The following is a 20,265-nucleotide window of genomic DNA, read 5'->3' on the forward strand; positions in this document are numbered from 1 at the left end:
CTTGTATCCCGGGCACTGTGATCTCACGATGTGGACGCACCGGGGCCGCCCCCGACCCTGTCGGAGGCGGTCCCGTGTCCGGTCAGTCCTGGAAGGTCTCCACGCGCATGACGCTGGCCACCTCACGGACCATCGGATGCGCGCTGAGCAGCTCGACCGTCGCGCTGAGGGCCGAGTCCGGAGCCGGGTGACTCACCAGCACGAGCTGGGCGTCGTCTCCGCTGCCCTCCTGGCGCACGTTCTTGATGGACACCCCGTGGTCGGCGAAGATCTCGGCGACCTTGGAGAGCACGCCCGGACGGTCGGCCACGTCCAGCGCCACGTGGTAGCTGGTGATGGTCCGACCCATGTCGTGCACCGGCAACCCGGTGTCGTGCGCGCCCTCGGCCACCGAGGTGTGGGCGAGCCGGTTCCGGCACACCGCCACGATGTCGCCCAGGACCGCGGAGGCGGTGGGCGTGCCCCCGGCGCCGGCCCCGTAGAACATCAGGCGCCCGGCCGACTCGGCCTCCACGAAGACCGCGTTGTAGGCCTCCTTGACCCCGGCCAGGGGGTGCTCCACGGGAAGCATCACCGGGTGGACGCGCACGCCCACGGACTCGCCGTCCTCCGACCGCTGGCAGATCGCCAACAGTTTGACGACGCAGCCCATCGCCCGGGCGCTGGCGATGTCCCCGGAGGAGACCCCGGTGATGCCCTCGCGGTGGACGTCGGCGGCGGTCACCCTCTGGGTGTGGAAGGCCAGACGGGCCAGGATCGCGGCCTTGGCGGCCGCGTCGAAGCCCTCCACGTCCGCGGTGGGATCGGCCTCCGCGTACCCGAGGGCCTGGGCCTCCTCCAAGGCCTCGGTGAACCCCGAGCCCAGGGAGTCCATCCGGTCCAGGACGTAGTTGGTGGTGCCGTTGACGATGCCCAGGACCCGGTTGACCCGGTCCCCGGCCAGAGAGTCGCGCAGCGGACGCAGCAACGGGATGGCCCCGGCCACGGAGGCCTCGTAGTACAGATCCACCCCGGCGGTGCGCGCCGCCGTGTGCAGGGTCTGGCCGTCCTCGGCGAGCAGCGCCTTGTTGGCCGTGACCACCGACTTGCCCGACTTGATCGCGTCGAGGATCAGCGAACGCGCCGGTTCGATCCCGCCGATGACCTCCACCACGACATCGATGTCGGGACGTGTGACCAGCGCCGTGGCGTCGGTGGTCAGCAGCGACGGGTCGACCCCGCGGTCACGGTCCAGGCGGCGTACCGCGATGCCGCCGATCTCGATCGACGTGCCGATCCGCGCGGCCAGTTCCTCGGACTGCTCGTTGACCAGGCGGACGACTTCCGAACCCACAACGCCGCATCCGAGCAGCGCCACCTTCATCGCCATTTGGGCGTGACTCCCACTTCTCTCGTGTCCGACCTCGTGGACGCCGGACGGCGCCCGAGGGGCGAACTGTTCAGCCTACGTCGAGGCGGAGGAGGTCCTCCTCGTTCTCCCTGCGCACGATGACCCGTGCGTTCTCGTCCCGAACCGCCACCATGGCGGGACGGGGCAGGTGGTTGTAGTTGCTCGCCATGGAGTAGCAGTAGGCGCCCGTGGCGGCCACCGCCACCAGGTCGCCCGGCCGCAGGTCGGCGGGCAGGTACAGGTCGTGCACGATGATGTCACCGCTCTCGCAGTGCTTGCCGACCAATCGGGAGAGCATCGGTGCGGCTCCGCTCTCCCGGGAGACCAGTTGCCCGGTGTACTCGGCCCCGTACAGGGCTGTACGGATGTTGTCGCTCATGCCGCCGTCGACGCTGACGTAGGTGCGGATGCCCTCCACGTCCTTGACGGTGCCGACCTCGTAGACGGTGATCCCCGCCGGTCCGGCGATGGCACGGCCCGGTTCGACCGCGACGCGGGGCGTCGGCAGGCCCACCTCCTCGCATTCGCGGCGCACGATCTCGGTGAGGCTCTCGGCGATGGTCTGAGGGTCGAGCGGGGTGTCCACGGAGGTGTAGGCGATGCCCAGACCGCCGCCCAGGTCCAGCTCGGCGAGGGTGACGTCGAGTTCCTCGTGGATCCGGGTGAGGAATCGGGTCACCCGACGCGCGGCGACCTCGAACCCGGAGGTGTCGAAGATCTGCGAGCCGATGTGCGAGTGCAGACCCACCAGATCGAGGTGGTCGGCGCCCAGGACCCGACGGACCGCCTCCGCCGCGGCGCCGGTGCTCAGCGCGAAACCGAACTTCTGGTCGTCGTGCGCGGTGGCGACGAACTCGTGGGTGTGCGCCTCCACTCCGGTGGTCACACGGATGAGGACCTTGGGGCGGGCTCCGGCCTCGCGGGCGATGCCCTCCAGGCGTTCGATCTCGTCGAGGGAGTCCACGATGATCCGGCCGACGCCGACCTCCACCGCGCGACGCAGTTCGGCCACCGACTTGTTGTTGCCGTGCATGCCGATGCGTTCGGTCGGCACCCCCGCCGCCAGGGCGACGGCCAGTTCGCCGCCGGAGCAGACGTCGAGCTTGAGCCCCTCCTCGACCACCCAGCGGGCGACGGCCTTGGTCAGCAGGGCCTTACCCGCGTAGTAGACGTCGGCGCCCGTGAAGGCGGTGGAGTAGGCACGGGCCCGGGAACGGAAGTCCTCCTCGTCCATCACGAAGAGCGGGGTGCCGTATTCGGCGGCGAGGGAGCGCACCCCGACACCGCCGACGGTGAGCTCGCCGTCCTCGCGTCGCGCGGTGGCGGGCCACACGCGCGGGTCCAGGGCGTTGAGGTCTTCGGGCGGCAGCGGCGGGTTGTCCTCCGGCAGGACCTCCGCGTGGCGGGATCCGGCGGGGTGGGCGTAGCGGCTCATGGCGGTCTTTCGGCTGGGACTTCGTACGTCTTGTGGTGATGCTGTGCCCGCGACGGGGTGAGGTCGCACGACGACACCCCCGGTGGCGGCGAGGGGACCCCTCACCATTGTCCACTAAGCCGATCGGAACACAGGGGTCGGGATCGTCCCACGGGATCCATGCGATCGGGGGGTCTACAGCCTTGTGGGCGCCGATACCCCGAGCAGGAAGAGTCCGGTGTCGAGCACCCCCGCGACGGCCGCGGGCAGGGCCGGGTCGAGAGCGGCCCGCGCGGGTTCTCCCCCGTCGGCCCCTCCGGCCCCGGCGGTGGAACCCGTTCGCCACTCATCGTAGGCACTGGTCAACGCTTCCAGGTATCGGACCAGGATATGGGGTTCCTCTCGGCGCGCGGCCGTCTCCAGGACACCGGGGCCGTCGAAGAGCAGCCCGCGCACCGCCGCGTTCTCCCGATGCCGGCACCCGGCGCCGACGTCCTCGCATCGCCCGCTCTCCCGACCCTCGCGGGCCCAGCGCAGACTGCTCAGAGCGTGAGCGTGCGCGTAACGCATCCGAAAGGCCGGGTTGGCGTCGGTGAACCGGACCCAGGCCCCGGGATGTTCGGCCGAGGGGAGCGCGGGCAGGTCACGGCCGGTGGTCTCGTTCTCCCGGGGGCGTTCGGGGATGGAGCGGCAGAAGGCCACCCGGGCGCTGTCCTCGCCGATCCGCCCCAACGCGCGGCCGGCCGGGGTGTACAGATCCAGGCGATCGGCGTCCAGGTAGCGATCGCGCCAGGAGACCTCCCCCTCGGGCCCCGGCGGCGGAGGCGTGGCGCCCACCGCCATCGCGATGCGGGCCCGCGCGTCGGCGCGGGCGTAGCGACGGGCCTGGGCGACGGGTCCGGCCTCGTGCAGTTCCGTCCGGGGCCACTCCCCCGTCCCGGTCCAGGCGCGGCCGGTGAGGAAGCGTGGGCCGTCGGCGGCGGCCCGCAGCAGGTTCTCGCGTTGAAGACAGGTGAAGGTGACGTCGACGAACCCGCGGGCGTCGGCGACCACCTCGGCGAAACCGGCGTCGGTGTCGCCCTCCTCGGCCATCGTGTCGACCTGGGCGACGATGCGTCCGGAGACCAGGAAACGAGGATCGCCGTCCCCCTTCTCGGGCAGTCGATCGCGGACCCGCCCCACCAGGCGGAGCGGCAGGGCGATGGAGGCGTCGGCCCGGCCTCCGGCCTGATCGGCTCGCGGCCAGACGAAGGGGACGTCGGCGTCGTCGATGTCGAAGGCGCGTCTCGCGGCGCGACGGACGACCGCCTCCAGAGAGCGAGGGGTCACGCGGCTCCCCCCACGCCGCCGTCGCCGTCGCCGAGCAGGGCCCGAATGAGGTCGACCAGCTCGTCGGGGTCGAAGGGCTTGGTCAGGTAGTCGTCGACTCCGATGCGTTCACCACGTCTTCGGTCGTCGGCCTGGGCCCGGGCGGTCACCATGACGATGCACCGGTCGTACCCGTCCGAACGCAGACGCTCGACGGCCGCCCAGCCGTCGAGTCGGGGCATCATCACGTCCATGGTGATGACGTCGGGTCGGATGTGGCCGACCCGTTCGAGGCAGTCCTGCCCGTCCATGGCGGTGAACACCTCGAACCCCTCCAGTTCGAGGTTGAGGCGGATGAGTTCGCGGATCACCTCGTCGTCCTCGACGACGAGAACCCGGGCGGGAAGGGCGTTCACGGCCGTGACACTACCGTCGCCGGGCGCGGCGGCACCACTGGAACCCGGTATCGACCACCTCCCCGGCCCGGTCTCGAAAGCGATGGGACGAACGGCCCCCGACCCCTGCTACAGTTGTTCTCGCAGCAGCGCCCCCTTAGCTCAGGGGATAGAGCACCGGCCTCCGGAGCCGGGTGCGGAGGTTCGAATCCTCCAGGGGGCACGGAACGAACGGGAACATCCATCGGATGTTCCCGTTCTCGCGTTTCCACCCCCGTGACGTCCGTGTTCGCCCTCGGCGTGAGGATCATCCGTCGACGCGGCCCGAGGCGGGCGCGGGGGCCGGCCTCGGGCGGGGTCCGGATCAGACGGTCGCGGGGGTGTAGGGCCAGGCGCCGTCGACGACGGCCTCGGGGTCGCGACGGCGCAGATACTCCTGGAAGCTCGCGGCCTGCTCCGCCTTCCAGGCGATCTGGGCGGTGTGCAGTTCGGCGGCGGACATCTCGGCGATCTCCGGGTGGGTCGCGGCGATCCGCCAGGCCAGCCGTGCCGCCGCCAGGGCGTCGGCGGCCGCGCCATGGGCCTCCTCCGCCGCCAGGGGCACCTCGTAGTGGGCGCACACGTCGACGAGCTTGCGCGATCCGCGCCGGTAGGTGTCGACCCTCTTGTCCAGGACGAGCGGGTCCACGACCAGCGGTTGCGCGGGCAGAGGGCGACCCGGGCGGTGACGGGCGATCTCCCGGTCGAGCAGGGTCAGGTCATAGGGGGCGTTGTAGACCACCACGGGCAGCCCCTCGGCGACGACGGCCTCCAAGGCGTCGGCGATCTCCGCCACGACCTCGGCTGCGGGCCGACCCTGTTCACGGGCCCGTTCCGTGGTGATGCCGTGGATCTCCGCGGCGTCGGCGGGGATCTCGACACCGGGGTCGGCCAGCCAGGAGAGGACCTCCTTGCTCCGACGTTCGGGGTCGATGCGCCACAGGGCGGCGGTGACGATCCGGTCGCCCTCGACGTCCAGTCCGGTGCTCTCGATGTCGAAGGCGGCCATGGGACGTGTGTGCCATGCAGTGTTCACTGGGTTCCTCGCGGTTCCGGTTCGTCGATGCTGTCGGGCTGTGCGGTCGGGACCGCGTGGTGTCGGCCGGGACCGTCCGAAGACGTTCCCGAGGGTTCGAAAGGGGTGTCCGTACCGAGGAGGGCTCCGACACACGCCCGGACGGCGGGCGTCTCGGTGTCGGATCGCCAGACCGCCCGGACCACCCGGCTCAAGGGAGGATCGGTGGGGAGGAAACGCACCCCCGCGGGGGCCGTGCGCCGTCCCAGGTCGGGTACCAGGGCGACGGCCAGGCCCGCGGCCACCAGCTCGAGCTGAGAGGGGATCTCGGCGAGTGTGTACCTGATGTCGGGTTCCACCCCGCGGGAGCGCAGGGCCTGGAGGATCGCCTCGTAGGGTTCGGTCCCCTCCGGGCAGCTCGCCCACAGGACCCCGTTCGTCCCGTCGCCGTCCCCGAGTTCGGCGAGGTCGACGGAGTCGCGTCCTCCCAGGGGGTGCTCGGGCGGAAGCGCCAGGTAGACCCTCTCGTCCACGAGGTCGGCGGTGCGGACCCCGGCGGGCAGCGCCACCGGTCGGCTGGACCAGCTCTCGGCCAGTACGAGGTCCAGGTCGCCGCGCAGGAGATCGGGCAGCAGGGACACCACCTCTCCGTCGCGCAGAGTGGGGGCCAGCCGAGGGTGCCGGGCGAGCAGGTCGGAGAGGGCTCCGGGCAACAGGCTGCGGACCGCGCTCCCCACCCCGCCCAGCCTCAGCGGTCCGAGGATCTGCCGGTCGAGGGCGGCCAGATCGGTCTGGGCCGCGTTCACCTGTTCGAGGACGCGGGAGGCGTGCCCCGCCAGGACCCTGCCCGCGTGGGTGAGTCGCACACTCCTGCCCTGGGGTTCCAGCAGTCGCTGGCCCGCCTCTCGCTCCAACTTGGTGAGCTGCTGGGACATCCCCGACGGTGTCACGTGCAGAGCCCGCGCCGCGCTCGCGATGGAACCGTGCGTCTGCACGGCCACCAGCGCTCTCAGTCGTTCGATACTGAACACATAAGGAACACTACCGAGTATCGACGACAAAACATTGCTTTTGTTTTCCAGTCGCTCCCGACAAGCTGTTCCCATGGCACGACAGGAGAAGAGCCGGGAAGAGCGGGAGACGTCACGTTCGTCCCCGGGTGGACTGGGAGCCCTGCTGGAGCGGGCCGAACCGACGACGCTCGCGGTGATCGGTTCCGGCTGCACCTCGGCGACCGGGGTCTTCGTGAAGCTGTCCGGGGCGAACGCGGGAACCGCCGCCTTCCTTCGCTGTGCTCTCGCGCTGGTCGCCCTCGTGCCGATGGCCCTGTCCGAACTGCGTCGTGTCGGGCCCCGTCCCGGGCGTCTCCTGGGCCTGGACGCGGCCGCCGGACTGCTCCTGGGCGTGGACTACGTGTTCTGGGCCGCGAGCATCCACCACGTGGGGGCCGGGATCGCGACCGTACTGCTCAACGTCCAGGTGGTGGTCTTCCCGCTGTTGGCCTGGATCCTGTTGGGCGACCGGATCTCGCGGAGCTTCCTCGCCGCGCTGCCGGTCATGCTCATGGGGCTGGCCCTGGCGGCCGGCGCCGTGGGAGCGGGAGGCGTCGGCGTCGAGGACGGCGAGGGGAACCCGTGGCTGGGACTGGCCTACGGCGTGGCCGCCGGTGTCACCTACGCCGGCTACCTGTTCCTGTCCCGACTCGCCGGAGGCCGGGGCCACACGGTCACCCCGGTGTGCGTCTCCACCCTGACCGCCGCCGTCGCGGCCGGGACCCTGGGCGCCCTGTGGAGCGGGATCGATCTGATGTCACTGGACGCCATGGCCTGGCTCTGGCTGTCCCTGCTGGCGCTGACCGGACAGGTTCTGACCTGGCTGCTGGTCGGCTCGGCCCTGCCCCGCCTTTCGGCCACCACCGGCGCCGCGGTCCTGGTCCTGCCTCCCGTGATGGCGGTGCTCTTGGGCGCCATCGTGCTGGGCGAGAGGGCGACCCCGCTTCAACTGGTCGGCTGCGCGCTGGTGGTCCTGGCGATCTGGCTGTCCCAGCGGCGCGCCCGCGCCTCGTGAGCGAACACGTGCCCCTCCGGCTATCGGTGAGTCGGTCGGGTGGACTAGCTTCGGGGCATGAAATTCCTGGTACGCGAACGCGTCTTCGACATCGGCGACGACTTCTGGGTGACCGACGAGCAGGGCTCCAAGGTGTTCTGGGTGGACGGCAAGGCCCTGCGGCTGCGCACCACCTTTGAGCTCAAGGACCCCCGGGGGAACGTCCTCATGGTGATCCGCAAGAAGCTCTTCAAGGTCCGTGACCAGATGCGGGTGGAGCACGACGGCAAGACCGTCGCCACCGTCCGCAAGCGGCTCTTCAACCCCATCCGGGACAAACTCGAGGTGGAGATCGAGGGCGGCCCCGACTGGGAGGTCGTGGGGAGCTTCTTCGACAAGGAGTACACGATCGGCGATAAGGAGGGCACCGTCGCCGTCGTGTCCCGCAAGTGGTTCCGGATGCGCGACACCTACGCGGTCGACGTCAACACCCACCGCCACGACCTCGGCGGGGACCCCGCCCTGGTGCTCGCCGTCGCGGTCGCCGTGGACGCGCTCACCGGTGACGACGGCGACGACGACTGAGGCGGATACGGTGGCCCGCTGTAGTGCTCGAGGCGGCCCGGCTCGGCCAGACTGACGGCACGTCGTCGAGAAGAGCGGGGATACGGAATGCGGTACGCGTGGGGCCGGGCGTGGAGAGCCTGTGGGTATCTCCTCCTGGCCGGGGCCTCGGGTCTGGCCACTCTGGTGATGATGCCCTTGGGCGTGGCCGTCGTTCTACTGATCGTGGTCGGCGGGGTGGGCCTGCTCCTCCTCCCCCGCTGCCTGGTCCTGTCGGTGCGCTGGACCGACCTGCACCGGCGAAGGGCCGCCCGCTTCCTGGGCGAGGAGGTTCCGGAGCTGCCGGCCCCCGCCGCCACGTACCTGCGGGAGATGTGGCGCGAACCCTCCGTGCGCCGTTCTCTGCGCTGGATGCCGGTGTTCACTCTGGTGAGCGTGGTTCTGGGGATGGTGGCGGTGTTCCTGCCCGGGATGGTGCTCAACACCGTCCAGACCCTGATGTGGTGGGCCCTCCCCGTCGCTCTGCGCCCGGAGCCCTATGGAATCGCGATCGACGGTTGGGGCATCGCCCTGGTCACGGTCGCCGGCCAGGTGCTGTCCTTCGTCGTGCTCGCGCTGTGGGTGGTCCCCGCGTCGGCCAGGGCGCACGCCCGCCTGTGCCTGCGTCTGTCCGCCCCGACCGAGGCGGAGCTGTTGACGGAGAGGGTGGACCGGTTGAGCCGGACCCGGGCCGAGGTGGTGGACTCCCATGGTGCCGAGCTCCGGCGGATCGAACGCGACCTGCACGACGGTACTCAGGCCCGGCTGGTGGCGATCGCCATGCAGCTCGGGGTCGCCCGTGAGGCGGTGTCGGATCCGGCCGTCGCCGCGCTCCTGGAGCGGGCCCATCAAGGGGCCGAGGAGGCGATGACCGAGCTGCGCGAGGTGATCAGGGGCGTCTACCCGCCGATCCTCGCCGACCGCGGGCTGGTGGGGGCGTTGACCGCGTTGGCCGCCCGAAGCGCGGTACCGGTGCGGCTGGACCTCGATGATCCGGGAGAGCTGCCGGTGTCGGTGGAGACCGCCGCCTACTACGTGGTCACCGAGGCGGTCTCCAACGCCTCCCGGCACGCGGACGCGGAGACGATCTCGGTGGTCCTGTCCCGAAGCCCGGGACTGCTACGGGTGGAGGTCCACGACGACGGCCGGGGCGGGGCCGACGAGAACTCGGGGAGCGGGCTCCCCGGGCTGCGACGCCGGGTCGCGGCCTTGGACGGACGGGTGTCGGTGCACAGCCCCGCGGGCGGGCCGACCGTGATCGAGGCGGAGCTGCCGTGCGCATCGTGATCGCCGAGGACAACGTGCTGTTGTCCGAAGGGTTGAGGTTGCTGTTGGGGACCAGGGGCCACGAGGTGGTGGCGGTGGCCGAGGACGCGCCCTCCTTCGCCGAGGCCGTGCGTCGACACTCCCCCGACCTGGCCGTGGTCGACGTACGGCTGCCGCCGGACTTCCGGGACGAGGGGATCCGCGCCGCCATCGCGGCCCGGGTCGAACGTCCCGGGCTTCCCGTCCTGGTGCTGTCGCAGTACGTGGAGCAGGACTACGCGGGCGAACTGCTCTCCGACGGTCGTGGCGGTGTGGGCTACCTGCTCAAGGACCGGGTGGGTCGGGTGAGCGAGTTCGTCGACGCGCTGGACCGGGTGGCCGCGGGCGGCACCGTGATGGACCCGGAGGTGGTGTCGCAGCTGCTGACCCGCCGGCCCCGGGATCCGTTGGAGTCGTTGACCGCGCGAGAGCGCGAGGTGTTGGCCCTGATGGCCGAGGGACGCGACAACGCCGGGATCGCCGAGCGCCTGGTGGTGACCACCAACGCGGTGCACAAGCACATCGGCAACATCTTCGCCAAGCTGGGTCTGGCGCCCACCGACAGCGGTCACCGTCGGGTCCGCGCCGTCCTCGCCTACCTGGAACATCGCTAGTTCGTGCTTCTGTGGACCGTTCCTCCCACGCCGGCCGCACGATCCCGTGTCTCACGGCGGGCGAGCAGGAGTCCGGCCCCCGCCGCGGTGAAGAACATCAGTACCCCGTAGACGGCGGAGGGGACGGCGATCTCGGTGCTGCCCAGGACCGTCACCGCGATGGTGAGCGACAGCGTGGTGTTGTGCAGGCCGATCTCCATACAGGAGGCGACGGCCTCGGGGCGGCGGGTGCCGATCATACGGGGCGCCCAGTAGCCGACGGTGAGGCTGACCAGGTTGAAGATCAGCACCATGAGCCCGACCGCGACGATGTACCTCGGCAGATTCGCCCACTCGGCGGCGATCGCTCCGACGATCACCGCGACCAGCACGAGGACGGAACCGATCTTGACGGGCCGTTCCATCCGGTCGGCGAAGGCGGTCGCCCTGGCCCGGACGGCCATTCCGATCACGACGGGGATCAGGACGACCGCGAAGACCTGGAGCAGCTTCCCTGTCTGGAGACCGATGGAGCCGCCGTCGGTGAAGTACCGGAGCGAGAGTCCGGTGACGATCGGCAGGGTCACCATGGCGGTGAGCGAGTTGATGGCGGTCAGGGAGATGTTGAGGGCGACGTTGCCCTTGAACAGGTGGCTGTACAGGCTCGCCGTGATACCTCCCGGAGAGGCCGCCACCATCATCATGCCGACGGCGAGCATGGGCGAGAGGTCGAAGCGGGAGACGAAGAGCAGGACCAGCCCGAAGCAGACGATCGGCAGGAGGACGATCTGGCACCCCAGGACGAGGACGATCGTCCAGGGCATCGAGAGCAGGCGGGTGAAGTCCCGCGTGGTGAGGCCCAGACCGAGGCCGAGCATGATGACGCCGAGGGCGATCGGCAGGCCGATCGTCGTGAGGACCGAGTCCATGGGGGCACCTTGGGGGGAGGGCCGACGGGGCGGCGGGACGGTCGAGGCGTCGACGGACCGCACCCGGAACGCAAAGCGCGTGATCCATGCCACATCTCGCCTTCAGGCTGAGAATGGTGGCACGTGGCGCGGCCTCTGACAAGCCCCCTCATCGGCTCGACCGGGGCCGCGCGGACCGGGCCCTCTCCCTCGGGAGACCCTCAGGCGGCGGGCCAGGAACTGCCGGTCAGGTCGTAGGCCAGGTGGAACCACACCTTGCGGATGCTGGGGTGCCCGTTGTCCCCCCAGGTGGTGGCGAAACTGTCGATCAGGGCCAGGCCCCGCCCGTCCTCGGCGGTGAGTCGTTCCTCGGGCGCCGCCGCGAACAGACGCCCCCCGCCTTCCTCCAGGGCGCTGGAGGGCATCCCGTTGTCCCGACAGGTCACCGTCATCCCGTTGGGTCCCCGGTCGACGCGGATCACGAAGGTCTGGCCGGGCTCCCCCGAACGGCTGTGCCGGATCGCGTTGGTGGCCAGCTCGGCCCCGAGCAGGGTGAGCACGTACCGGTAGTCGGCGTCACGGCCGGCCGCGCAGGTCTCCAGGAAGGCCCGCACCAGCGGCACGCTCACCGGTTCCCCGGAGAACTCCCATCGCCGTTTGGTGAACGGCACCGGCACCCGCCCGTTGAAGTAGTGCCGGTACTCGCCCGGAACCCTCGCGAGGACGTTGTCCTCGGTGCTGGTGAGGGTCGGCACGGCGACGAGCATGGGCATGGGAATGGCTCCTTCGGCGGGCGATTCGGTGGACGGGCGAGCCGAGGCGGGGGCGGCCGCGAGGGGTCCGAGGGGAGGGGGAGGCTCGAACCGGTATGACCTTACGCGATCCCACCGCCGCCGAACAGGGGCCTCGGGTGTGGTGAGTTCCCCGGAACGGCGTGTCGTCTCCGCGCCGCGGGCGGCCCCGGTCTCCCCGCGCCGCCCGTACTACCGCCCCACCTCGGACAACGCCCGCTCGGCCGCGGCCGCGGCCCGTTCCCCGTCGGCCGGGACCAATCCGATCCTGGTCCTGCGTTCCAGCAGGTCGGACACGTCCAGAGCCCCCTCATGGCGCACGCCGAAACGTAGTTCGGCCGGGGTGATCCCGCGGACGACCGGAGTCAGCGACGCCGGGTCGTCGTCCGCCTCGGCCACCACGTCGAGCGCCTCCATGCCGTACCTGGCCACCAGGTGACGCGGAGCGTCCAGTGAGTCGAGTTCCTCGTGCGAGGCGGCGCCCACCAACGGGATCTCGCGGGTCCGGCAGGGAGCGGCCGCGAGCCGGTGTTCCGCGACCACGGCGTCCACCGTCTCCTCCGCCATCGCCCGATAGGTGGTGAGTTTGCCACCGACCACCGTGACCGTCCCCTGGGGGGACACCGTCACCGAGTGCTCGCGGGACAGGTTCGCGCTGTCCCCGTCCCCGTCCAGCAGAGGGCGCAGACCGGCGAAGGAGCCGATGACGTCGTCCTTGGTCAGTGCGGTGGCCAACGCGCCGTTGAACCGTTCCAGAAGGAAGTCGACGTCCTCCTCGGGGACCTCCGGGACCCGGGGGGTCGGACCGTCCAGGGGTTCGTCGGTGAGACCGGCGAAGACACGGCCGTCGGGTTGCGGCATGGCGAAGACGAAACGGTCGACGCTGCCGGGAAGCGGCACCGTCAACGCGGCGCGAGGGTGGCCGAGCGCGGCCCCCTCCAGGACCAGGTGGGTGCCGCGGCTGGGCCTGAGACGGATCCGGGGGTCGAGGGCGTCGGCGTGCACCCCGGTGGCGTTGACGACCGCCCGAGGCCGGACCGGGATGATCCGTCCATCGATCTCGTCGCGCAGGACGGCCCCGTCGGCGGAGACGCTCTGGGCCGAACAACGGGTGATGATCGAGGCCCCCTCGCCCGCCGCGGTACGGGCGATCCCGATGACCAGGCGGGCGTCGTCGATCAGTTGGCCGTCGAAGGACAGGATCCCGGCGAACAGGCCCTCCCTCCGTACACCGGGGAGCAGACGCAGGGTCTGGCGCGCGCTGAGCACTCTCGGGCCGCGCAGGACGGAGGAGGGGGTCCCCGCCAGCACGCGGAGGAGGTCGCCGGCCCCCATTCCCGCGCGGACGATCAGGGCGCGCATCGGCGCGTCGCCCCGGTACACGGGGACCACCATGGGCAGGGGGCGGACGAGGTGGGGCGCGGTGACGCGCATGAGGACGTCGCGTTCGCGGGCGCTCTCGTAGGCGATACCGATCTGTCCCTTGGCGAGGTAGCGCAACCCGCCATGGACCAGTTTGGAACTCCACCTGCTGGTGCCGAAGGCGAGGTCGTCGCGTTCGACGAGGACGGTGCGCAGACCGCGCGAGGCGGCGTCCAGCGCCACCCCGGCCCCGGTGACCCCGCCCCCGACCACCAGCACGTCGATGTCGGGTCGGGCTTCCAGTGCGGCGAGTTCGGTCTCGCGGCGGGCCGCGTTCAGGGAGGTGGACCGGCTCATGGGGCGTCCTTTCAGGGGCGCAGGTAACCGTCCAGAAGGGTGGTCAGTTCGGCGACCAGGCCCTCGGGGTCGAGTACGTCGGCGAACAGGCGGTGAGAGGTGACGGTGTTCTGCACGGTGACCATGACCAGATGGGCCAGGACCGCGGGATCGCCCTTCCTGATCGAGCCGTCGGCCTGGCCTTCGACGATGGCCGGTTCGACCAGTTCGAGGGCGGCCCGATGACTGCTTCCGAGGCGTTGGAAGGTGTAGGTGGCCAGGAGTTCGGGTTCGGTGTCGACGATGCGCCCGACCAGTGGGTGGGCGAGCATCGCGCGGGCCACGCCGGCGGCGTGCCGCACCAGACGTGGACGGACGTCCTCGCCGTGGTCGTGTTCGGCGTCCACCTCCTCGGCGATGAGGATGCGGCGGAGTTCGCGGGTGAGCAGATCGGCGACCAGGGCGGTCACGTCGGGCCAGCGTCGGTAGACCGTGGGGCGGCTGACCCCGGCCCTGCGCGCCACGTCGGTCAAGGTGGTGCGACGCACCCCGAAGGCCTCGACACAGTTTCGGGCCGCGTCCAGGATCTCGTCCTCTACGTTACGCTTTGACGCCATATGTAAAACTGTAGAGCATGAACCACGATGCGCAAGCCTCCCCCGCCGACACCGCTCCGGAGATGAGCTGGTTCGCCTGGGGCGACCCCGACAAGGCGACCGAACTCGACCCCGGACTGCGCGACCTCATCGCCCGGGTACTGCGGACCGACCCTCGGGCGATGCCGCCCGTCCCCGAGGAACAGGTGGAACTTCCCGCGTCCCGTCTGGACGAACGTCTGCGCGCGGAGTTCGCCGGGATCGTCGGCACCGAGCACGTGCGCACCGACGACCCCACGCGACTCCGGCACAGCGGCGGCAAGAGCACGCCGGACCTGCTCGCCCGCCGAGCCGGCGAGGCCGTGCCCGCGCCCGACGCCGTGCTCTTCCCCGCCGACCACGACCAGGTGGAGCGGTTGCTCGCGCTCTGCTCGGACGAAGGGGTGGCCGTGGTGCCCTTCGGAGGCGGGACCAGCGTGGTCGGCGGGCTCACCCCGCTCGACGGAGGTCTGGCCGCCGTGGTCACGATGGACCTGCGCCGGCTGAACCGACTGATCTCCCTGGACCGCACCTCGCTGACCGCGGTCCTGGAGGCGGGCGTGCGCACCCCGCACGCCGAGGCGATGCTGGCCGAACACGGTCTCACCCTCGGGCACATGCCGCAGAGCTACGAGTACGCCACCATCGGCGGTTACGCCGCCACCCGCTCCAGCGGACAGGCCTCCGCCGGCTACGGTCGCTTCGAGGACATGGTGGTGGGCATGAAGGCCGCCACCCCGCGCGGCACCCTGGAGGCGGGCGGTCATCCGGCCTCCGCCGCCGGCCCGGACCTGCGCGGCCTACTGGTGGGTTCGGAGGGCACCCTGGGCGTGATCACCGAGGTGGCCGTCCGTGTCCGTCCCCGCCCGGAGAAGGTCGTGGACGAAGCGTGGTCCTTCCCCGATCACGCCACCGGGGTGGACGCGCTGCGAACGTTGGCCCAGTCGGACGTGCGGCCCACCATGGCGCGTCTGTCCGATGAGACCGAGACCTTCGTGAACGCGGCCCTCGGCGGACGTGAGGCCGTCCCCGGCTGCCAGGCGGTACTCGGCTTCGAGGGGACCGAAGAGGAGGTCGAGGCCCGCGCGAGGACGGTCCGGGCGACCATGGAGGCGGCCGGCGGCACCCTGGTGGGGCCGGATCCGGTGGCGCACTGGCGCGAGAACCGGTTCAACGCGCCCTATCTGCGCGACACCCTACTGTCCGCGGGCATCCTCGCCGAGACCTTGGAGACCGCCGCCTCCTGGAGCGATCTGCTTCCGCTGTACCGGGCCGTGGTCGCCGCGCTGACCGAGGCCTTGGACGACGACGAGAGCGGGGTCCTCGTCCAGTGCCATGTCTCCCACACCTACGCCACCGGAGCCTCCCTGTACTTCACGGTGGCCACCGGCGCGGGCGACGATCCGGCCGGGCGGTGGGGTCGGGCCAAGCGTGCCGCCTCCGACGCCATCGTCGCCAACGGCGGGACCATCACCCACCACCACGCCGTCGGCACCGACCATCGGCCGTGGATGACCCGGGAGCTGGGCCCGCTGGGGGCCGAAGTACTGCGTGCGGCGAAGGCCGCCCTGGACCCGCGGGGGGTGCTCAACCCCGGCAAGCTCCTGCCGGACGCCTGACCGTTCGAAGGGCCGGCTCCCCGGTCCGGTGGAGTGGGCCCACCGGACCGGGACCGCTCACTTCTCGGCCACTCGGGAGATCTGACGCTCCAGGTCCGAGGCGGCGCTCTCGGCCATGGCGTAGACCTCCTCGATGCTCTTGTCACCGCCCTGCTCGGCCACGACGACACCGCTGACGACGTTCCCGGAGATGAAGGCGCTCATAGCCATGGTCCCGCCGTCCGTGAAGTCGCCACCGGGCATGAGGGTGGCGAAGGTCGTGCCCTGGTCGCCGATCGAGTTCTCGTCCCACAGGATCTGCTGGGGCTCACCGAAACCGAGATCGATCTCGGAGACCTCTCCCTGAGGCATGTCCTGCCCGTCGAACCGATCCTGCGAGTCGAACGCCTCGTCCAGCTCCTCCCGCATCATCTCCTCGGTGTCCGGGTGGGCCATGTCGTAGAGCCCGACGTAGAACGAGACCATCACCTCGCCCGATTCACCGTCACAGGTGAGTTCGCCGTAGACACCGTCGGAGTCGGGGTCGTCCCCCTCCTCGAAACCTCCGTCGAAGGAGGTGACCACGCCGGCGGAGGTGTCCTGTAGGGAGTTGCCCTCGAACACGGTCGCGCAGTCGTCGGGCAGGGCGACGTACTCGCCGCCGGAGGAGGCCCAGATCGCGATACCGCCGACCACACCGATCAACGCGACCGCACCGACGGCGGCGCCGACGATCAGACCGGTCTTCTTCTTGGGCTCGGGACCCTGGGGGCCGTAACCGGGCGGGGGCTGCTGTGGCGGGAACCCGGGCGGGCCCTGCGGCGGCTGCTGACCATAGCCCGGAGACGGCGGACCCTGAGGCGGCTGTCCTTGGGGGACGTATCCGGGCGGAGGCCCCTGCGGGGGCTGTTGACCGTAACCGGGGGGCGGCCCTTGGGGACCGGGACCCTGGGGAGGCGTCCCGGGAGGCCCGGGGAAGTGACCCTGCGGGTCGTACGGGGGCGGGGGCTGTCCCATTCGGGGGTACCTCGTAGCTCATATCGATGACGAACACGGCCTTCCGAAAGAGTCGAAAGGCCTTCTCCGTTCTATCCGACGCATAAGACCTCAGATCCGCTCCTTCTCGACGGAACACACGCCCTCCTTCTCGTGAGAGGAACGAGAGCGCCTCTCCACCGGGGGTTCCGCCACCGTCGGCGACGCCGGGCGTCGGGAAGATCACCCTCCCCACGGCCTGTCGTCACCCGACTTTCGCCCGCGGGCCCGGGAACCGACCCACAATGGGGGACGTGAAAGGAAGACTCCGCATCCACCTGGGCTCCGCCCCCGGTGTCGGCACCACACACCACGCCCTGGACGAGGCCCGCAGACGCGTCGAACGCGGGGCCGACGTGGTCGTCGGCGCGGTGCACACCCACCGCAGGGTCCACACCTCCGCCCTGCTCCAGGGCCTGGAGGTCGTGCCCGCCCACCCCTCGGGTTCGGTGGACACCGCCGCCGTGATCTCCCGCGCTCCCGAACTGGTCGTCGTCGACGACCTGGCCAGGCCCAACCCGCACGGCGCGCCCAACCCCACCCGGTGGCAGGACGTGGAGGAACTCCTCGACGCGGGGATCGATGTGCTCTCCACCGTCGGTATCCACCACTTGGAGTCGTTGTACGACGTCGTCCATCAGATCACCGGGGTCCGCCCCGAGTACACCGTCCCCGATCGGGTGGTGCACGCGGCGGCCGAGGTCGAGCTGGTCGACGTCACCCCACAGGAACTGCGCCGCCGGATGGCCCACGGCGACCTGCACCCGGCCGAGCGGGTGGACGCCGCCCTGGCCGCCTACTACCGCGAAGGCAACCTCGCCGCGTTGCGCGAACTCGCGCTGCTGTGGACCGCCGACCGGGTCGAGGAAGGGCTGTCCCGCTACCGGGGCGAGCATGAGATCCGCCAGACCTGGGAGGCCAGGGAGCGGGTCGTGGTGGCTCTGACCGGCGGCCCCGAAGGCGAGACCCTCATCCGCCGGGCGGCCCGGGTCGCGTCCCGTTCACGGGGCGGCCGCCCCCAACCCAGCGACCTGCTCGCGGTGCACGTGCTCCCCCCGAACGGGATCGGCGAACGTCCCAGCGGGGACCTGCTGCGCCAGCGCCGCCTGTTGGCCGAGCTCGGCGGCACCTACCATCAGGTGGTCGGGACGGACGTGCCCTCGTCGCTGCTGGAGTTCGCCCGCGGCGCCCACGCCACCCAGATCGTCCTGGGCTCCTCCCGCAGACGTGCCTGGCAGTACGTGTTCGGGCCGGGTGTGGGCACGATAGTGGCGCGCGAGTCCGGCGACATCGACGTGCACATCGTCACCCACGAGGAGGTCGGCGGCGGACGTTGGCTCCTGCCCGCTCCCGGCCGGGGCCTGAACCACCACCGGAGGATCTGGGGCTGGACCCTCTCGCTGCTGGCGCCCCTCCTGGTCTCCCTGATCCTGACCCTGCCCTTCTTCGACGGGGTGGGACCCGCCTCGGACCCTCTGTTCCTCCTGCTCATCACGGTGGCGACCGCGGCCGTGGGCGGGTTGCGTCCGGCGCTGGTCTCGGCGTTGTGGAGCGCGGTCCTGCTCACCGTCCTGCTGTCGCCGTTGCACGGCAGACCGTCGATGTCGTCGGACAACTTCCTGGCGATGACGGTGTTCGTCCTGGTGGGCTCGCTCGTGGCGGTGATGGTGGAGATGGCCGCCCGGCGCTCGTCACAGGCGGTGCGCGGCCGGGCGGAGGCGGACGCGGTGGCCCTGTTGGCGGCGAGCGTCCTCTCCGGGAACGAACCGCTCCAGGCCCTGCTGCGGCGGATCCGCGAGACCTTCGGGCAGCGTTCGGCCACCCTGCTGGAACGGCTGGAGGACGACCGCTGGCATCCGGTGCACAGCGTGGGCGCCCCCGCCTGCGAGACACCGGAGGAGGCGGACGCCCTGGTGACGGTCTCCGACACGGTCGCCCTGGCCCTGCGCGGACGCATGCTGCCCGCCGCGGACCGGGGGGTGTTGAGCGCCTTCGCCACCCACGTGGGTATCGCGATGGAGCATCAACGGCTGGCGTGGGACGCCGCCGAGGCACGGGGCCAGGCCGCGGGCAACCGGATCCGGACCGCCCTGTTGGCGGCGGTCTCGCACGATCTGCGCACCCCGCTGACCTCCATCAAGGCGAGCGTCTCCAGCCTGCGCGCCACCGACATCGCCCTCTCGGAGGAGGATCGTTCCGAACTCCTGGAGACCGTCGAGGAGTCCACCGACCGACTCGACCGGCTCATCGGGAACCTGTTGGACATGAGCCGGGTCCAGACCGACAGCGTGGTACCCCGAATACGCTCGGTGGGGCTGGACGAGATACTCCCCTCGACCCTGTTGGGGGTTCCGAGGGAGGCCGTGGTGGTCGACGTTCCCGAGGATCTGCCCCGGGTACGAGTGGACGTGGGACTGTTGGACCGGGCCGTCGACAACGTGGTGGCCAACGCCGTGCGCTACAACCCCGACCCAGGCACGCCCGTGCTGGTCTCGGCCAGCGCGCACGGCGACAGCGTCCAGCTCCGTGTGGTGGATCGGGGCCCGGGCGTCTCCGACGAGGCCAAACAGCGGATGTTCGAGGCCTTTCAGCGCCTGGGGGACGCGCCCCAGGGGACGGGTGTGGGGCTGGGTCTGGCGGTGGCCCGTGGATTCGTCGAGGCGATGCACGGGACCCTCGATCCGGAGGACACCCCGGGGGGCGGTCTGACGATGGTGTTCACCCTGCGTGCGGTCACGCCGGAGGACGAGGAAGAGGAGAGGCGGGTCGATGCGGGTCCTGGTCGTTGACGACGATGTACAGATCATCCGGGCCATGCGGATCAACCTGAGGGCCCGGGGCTACGACGTGGTCACCGCGGGGGACGGAGAGTCGGCGCTGCGCCTGGCACGGGAGCAACCCCCCCAGGTGGTCCTGTTGGATCTGGGCCTTCCCGACATGGAGGGCGTGGAGGTCATCCAGCGGCTGCGCGGGTGGTCCCGGGTACCGATCATCGTGCTGTCGGCCCGGCACTCGGCGGGTGAGAAGGTGCGCTGTCTGGACTCGGGCGCGGACGACTACGTGACCAAGCCGTTCGGGATGGACGAGTTGTTGGCGCGGATGCGCGCGGCCGAGCGTCGGGCGGACCGGATCGAGGAGGCGCCGGTGGTCCGGACCGACACCTTCGAGGTGGACCTGGGCGCCAAGCGGGTGACGCGGGACGGCGAGGAGGTCCGGCTGACCCCCACCGAATGGCACATCCTGGAGATCCTGGCCCGTAACGCCGGTCGGTTGGTCAGCCAACGCCGGCTGCTGCACGACGTGTGGGGTCCCGCCTACCAGAACGAGACCAACTACCTGCGCGTCTACCTGGCCCAGCTACGTCGGAAGCTGGAGCCCGACCCCTCGCACCCCCGGTACCTCATCACCGAGGCGGGCCGGGGTTACCGGTTCGAATCGGCGTCCCGAGGAGACCACGCCCGACCTTGAAGGGGGCGGGCCCGGTGGAACGTG

Annotated in this window: 18 protein-coding genes and 1 tRNA gene; 8 read left to right on the forward strand and 11 right to left on the reverse strand. The window is 70.9% G+C overall.

The annotated features are described in order from the left end of the window. Positions 1-82 precede the first annotated feature (82 nt). The 4 genes from TR33_RS09100 to TR33_RS09115 all read right to left on the reverse strand — a co-directional run bounded on the left by TR33_RS09100 (position 83) and on the right by TR33_RS09115 (position 4,528). On the reverse strand, positions 83-1,369 hold the full coding sequence (locus TR33_RS09100; protein WP_017536388.1) for a homoserine dehydrogenase: 1,287 nt from the start codon (positions 1,367-1,369) through the stop codon (positions 83-85). A gap of 70 nt (positions 1,370-1,439) precedes the next feature. Continuing rightward, positions 1,440-2,825, reverse strand: a complete 1,386-nt coding sequence (gene lysA / locus TR33_RS09105; protein ID WP_042282705.1) for a diaminopimelate decarboxylase — start codon at positions 2,823-2,825, stop codon at positions 1,440-1,442. Positions 2,826-2,999: 174 nt separating this feature from the next. After that, positions 3,000-4,133, reverse strand: coding sequence for a DALR anticodon-binding domain-containing protein (locus TR33_RS09110; RefSeq protein ID WP_042282707.1), 1,134 nt, complete (start codon positions 4,131-4,133; stop codon positions 3,000-3,002). Next, the gene (locus TR33_RS09115) at positions 4,130-4,528 is read right to left on the reverse strand and encodes a response regulator transcription factor (protein ID WP_014912329.1); all 399 of its coding nucleotides are present in this window, start codon (positions 4,526-4,528) and stop codon (positions 4,130-4,132) included. Before TR33_RS09115 ends, TR33_RS09110 begins: the two co-directional genes overlap by 4 nt. A 130-nt stretch (positions 4,529-4,658) precedes the next feature. Here TR33_RS09115 and TR33_RS09120 point away from each other — a divergent pair. Then, positions 4,659-4,730 (forward strand) — tRNA-Arg (locus TR33_RS09120). 141 nt (positions 4,731-4,871) lie between these two features. On the opposite strand, the gene TR33_RS09125 is transcribed toward TR33_RS09120, so the two are convergent. Together TR33_RS09125 and TR33_RS09130 are read right to left on the reverse strand one after the other, a co-directional pair. Further along, entirely contained in the window at positions 4,872-5,582 is a 711-nt protein-coding gene (locus TR33_RS09125) for an exonuclease domain-containing protein (RefSeq protein WP_026125181.1), read from the reverse strand. Continuing rightward, entirely contained in the window at positions 5,579-6,592 is a 1,014-nt protein-coding gene (locus TR33_RS09130) for a LysR family transcriptional regulator (protein ID WP_042282709.1), read from the reverse strand. The genes TR33_RS09125 and TR33_RS09130 overlap by 4 nt, the downstream gene beginning before the upstream one ends. Before the next feature lie 73 nt (positions 6,593-6,665). Here TR33_RS09130 and TR33_RS09135 point away from each other — a divergent pair, with 73 nt between their 5' ends. The 4 genes from TR33_RS09135 to TR33_RS09150 all read left to right on the forward strand — a co-directional run bounded on the left by TR33_RS09135 (position 6,666) and on the right by TR33_RS09150 (position 10,129). Then, a complete protein-coding gene (locus TR33_RS09135) occupies positions 6,666-7,628 on the forward strand; it encodes a DMT family transporter (protein WP_042282710.1) in 963 nt (320 codons plus the stop codon). Between the two features lie 57 nt (positions 7,629-7,685). Further along, positions 7,686-8,192 carry an LURP-one-related/scramblase family protein gene (locus TR33_RS09140; protein ID WP_014908267.1) on the forward strand — a complete coding sequence of 169 codons (507 nt, stop codon included), beginning with the start codon at positions 7,686-7,688 and terminating at the stop codon, positions 8,190-8,192. A gap of 87 nt (positions 8,193-8,279) precedes the next feature. Beyond that, complete coding sequence (locus tag TR33_RS09145; protein ID WP_042282712.1) at positions 8,280-9,497, forward strand: sensor histidine kinase; 1,218 nt, start codon at positions 8,280-8,282, stop codon at positions 9,495-9,497. Continuing rightward, positions 9,485-10,129, forward strand: coding sequence for a LuxR C-terminal-related transcriptional regulator (locus tag TR33_RS09150; protein WP_042282714.1), 645 nt, complete (start codon positions 9,485-9,487; stop codon positions 10,127-10,129). Before TR33_RS09145 ends, TR33_RS09150 begins: the two co-directional genes overlap by 13 nt. Here TR33_RS09150 and TR33_RS09155 read toward each other — a convergent pair. From TR33_RS09155 to TR33_RS09170, 4 genes are all read right to left on the reverse strand, one after another. After that, a complete protein-coding gene (locus TR33_RS09155; protein WP_042282716.1) occupies positions 10,126-11,037 on the reverse strand; it encodes a bile acid:sodium symporter family protein in 912 nt (303 codons plus the stop codon). The two genes, TR33_RS09150 and TR33_RS09155, sit on opposite strands and share 4 nt — an antisense overlap. Before the next feature lie 200 nt (positions 11,038-11,237). Next, complete coding sequence (locus TR33_RS09160) at positions 11,238-11,789, reverse strand: ATP-binding protein (RefSeq protein WP_014909940.1); 552 nt, start codon at positions 11,787-11,789, stop codon at positions 11,238-11,240. A 210-nt stretch (positions 11,790-11,999) separates the two neighbouring features. Then, complete coding sequence (locus TR33_RS09165) at positions 12,000-13,526, reverse strand: glycerol-3-phosphate dehydrogenase/oxidase (protein WP_042282718.1); 1,527 nt, start codon at positions 13,524-13,526, stop codon at positions 12,000-12,002. A gap of 11 nt (positions 13,527-13,537) precedes the next feature. Continuing rightward, the gene (locus tag TR33_RS09170; protein WP_042282720.1) at positions 13,538-14,122 is read right to left on the reverse strand and encodes a TetR/AcrR family transcriptional regulator; all 585 of its coding nucleotides are present in this window, start codon (positions 14,120-14,122) and stop codon (positions 13,538-13,540) included. 17 nt (positions 14,123-14,139) lie between these two features. On the opposite strand from TR33_RS09170, the gene TR33_RS09175 reads away from it, so the two are divergent. Further along, complete coding sequence (locus TR33_RS09175) at positions 14,140-15,759, forward strand: FAD-binding oxidoreductase (RefSeq protein WP_017535564.1); 1,620 nt, start codon at positions 14,140-14,142, stop codon at positions 15,757-15,759. A 57-nt stretch (positions 15,760-15,816) separates the two neighbouring features. Here the strand turns inward: TR33_RS09175 and TR33_RS09180 are convergent, their stop codons facing one another. Next, positions 15,817-16,755: a hypothetical protein gene (locus tag TR33_RS09180; RefSeq protein ID WP_234305803.1), complete on the reverse strand. Its 939-nt coding sequence runs from the start codon at positions 16,753-16,755 to the stop codon at positions 15,817-15,819. A 263-nt stretch (positions 16,756-17,018) separates the two neighbouring features. On the opposite strand from TR33_RS09180, the gene TR33_RS09185 reads away from it, so the two are divergent. Both TR33_RS09185 and TR33_RS09190 read left to right on the forward strand, forming a co-directional pair. Beyond that, positions 17,019-19,562, forward strand: coding sequence for an ATP-binding protein (locus tag TR33_RS09185; protein ID WP_042282725.1), 2,544 nt, complete (start codon positions 17,019-17,021; stop codon positions 19,560-19,562). Beyond that, positions 19,543-20,241: a response regulator gene (locus tag TR33_RS09190; protein ID WP_014910685.1), complete on the forward strand. Its 699-nt coding sequence runs from the start codon at positions 19,543-19,545 to the stop codon at positions 20,239-20,241. Before TR33_RS09185 ends, TR33_RS09190 begins: the two co-directional genes overlap by 20 nt. Positions 20,242-20,265 lie beyond the last annotated feature (24 nt).

The organism is Nocardiopsis alba (genome assembly GCF_000710955.1).
GTDB classification, from domain to species: Bacteria; Actinomycetota; Actinomycetes; order Streptosporangiales; family Streptosporangiaceae; genus Nocardiopsis; species Nocardiopsis alba.

Bases quoted from the DNA above. Each gene is read 5' to 3' on its own strand.
- TR33_RS09100 (WP_017536388.1), bottom strand. From the start codon at position 1,369: ATGGCGATGAAGGTGGCGCTGCTCGGATGCGGCGTTGTGGGTTCGGAA.
- lysA (WP_042282705.1), bottom strand. From the start codon at position 2,825: ATGAGCCGCTACGCCCACCCCGCCGGATCCCGCCACGCGGAGGTCCTG.
- TR33_RS09135 (WP_042282710.1), top strand. From the start codon at position 6,666: ATGGCACGACAGGAGAAGAGCCGGGAAGAGCGGGAGACGTCACGTTCG.
- TR33_RS09140 (WP_014908267.1), top strand. From the start codon at position 7,686: ATGAAATTCCTGGTACGCGAACGCGTCTTCGACATCGGCGACGACTTC.
- TR33_RS09145 (WP_042282712.1), top strand. From the start codon at position 8,280: ATGCGGTACGCGTGGGGCCGGGCGTGGAGAGCCTGTGGGTATCTCCTC.
- TR33_RS09155 (WP_042282716.1), bottom strand. From the start codon at position 11,037: ATGGACTCGGTCCTCACGACGATCGGCCTGCCGATCGCCCTCGGCGTC.
- TR33_RS09160 (WP_014909940.1), bottom strand. From the start codon at position 11,789: ATGCCCATGCTCGTCGCCGTGCCGACCCTCACCAGCACCGAGGACAAC.
- TR33_RS09165 (WP_042282718.1), bottom strand. From the start codon at position 13,526: ATGAGCCGGTCCACCTCCCTGAACGCGGCCCGCCGCGAGACCGAACTC.
- TR33_RS09170 (WP_042282720.1), bottom strand. From the start codon at position 14,122: ATGGCGTCAAAGCGTAACGTAGAGGACGAGATCCTGGACGCGGCCCGA.
- TR33_RS09175 (WP_017535564.1), top strand. From the start codon at position 14,140: ATGAACCACGATGCGCAAGCCTCCCCCGCCGACACCGCTCCGGAGATG.
- TR33_RS09180 (WP_234305803.1), bottom strand. From the start codon at position 16,755: ATGGGACAGCCCCCGCCCCCGTACGACCCGCAGGGTCACTTCCCCGGG.
- TR33_RS09185 (WP_042282725.1), top strand. From the start codon at position 17,019: ATGGGGGACGTGAAAGGAAGACTCCGCATCCACCTGGGCTCCGCCCCC.
- TR33_RS09190 (WP_014910685.1), top strand. From the start codon at position 19,543: ATGCGGGTCCTGGTCGTTGACGACGATGTACAGATCATCCGGGCCATG.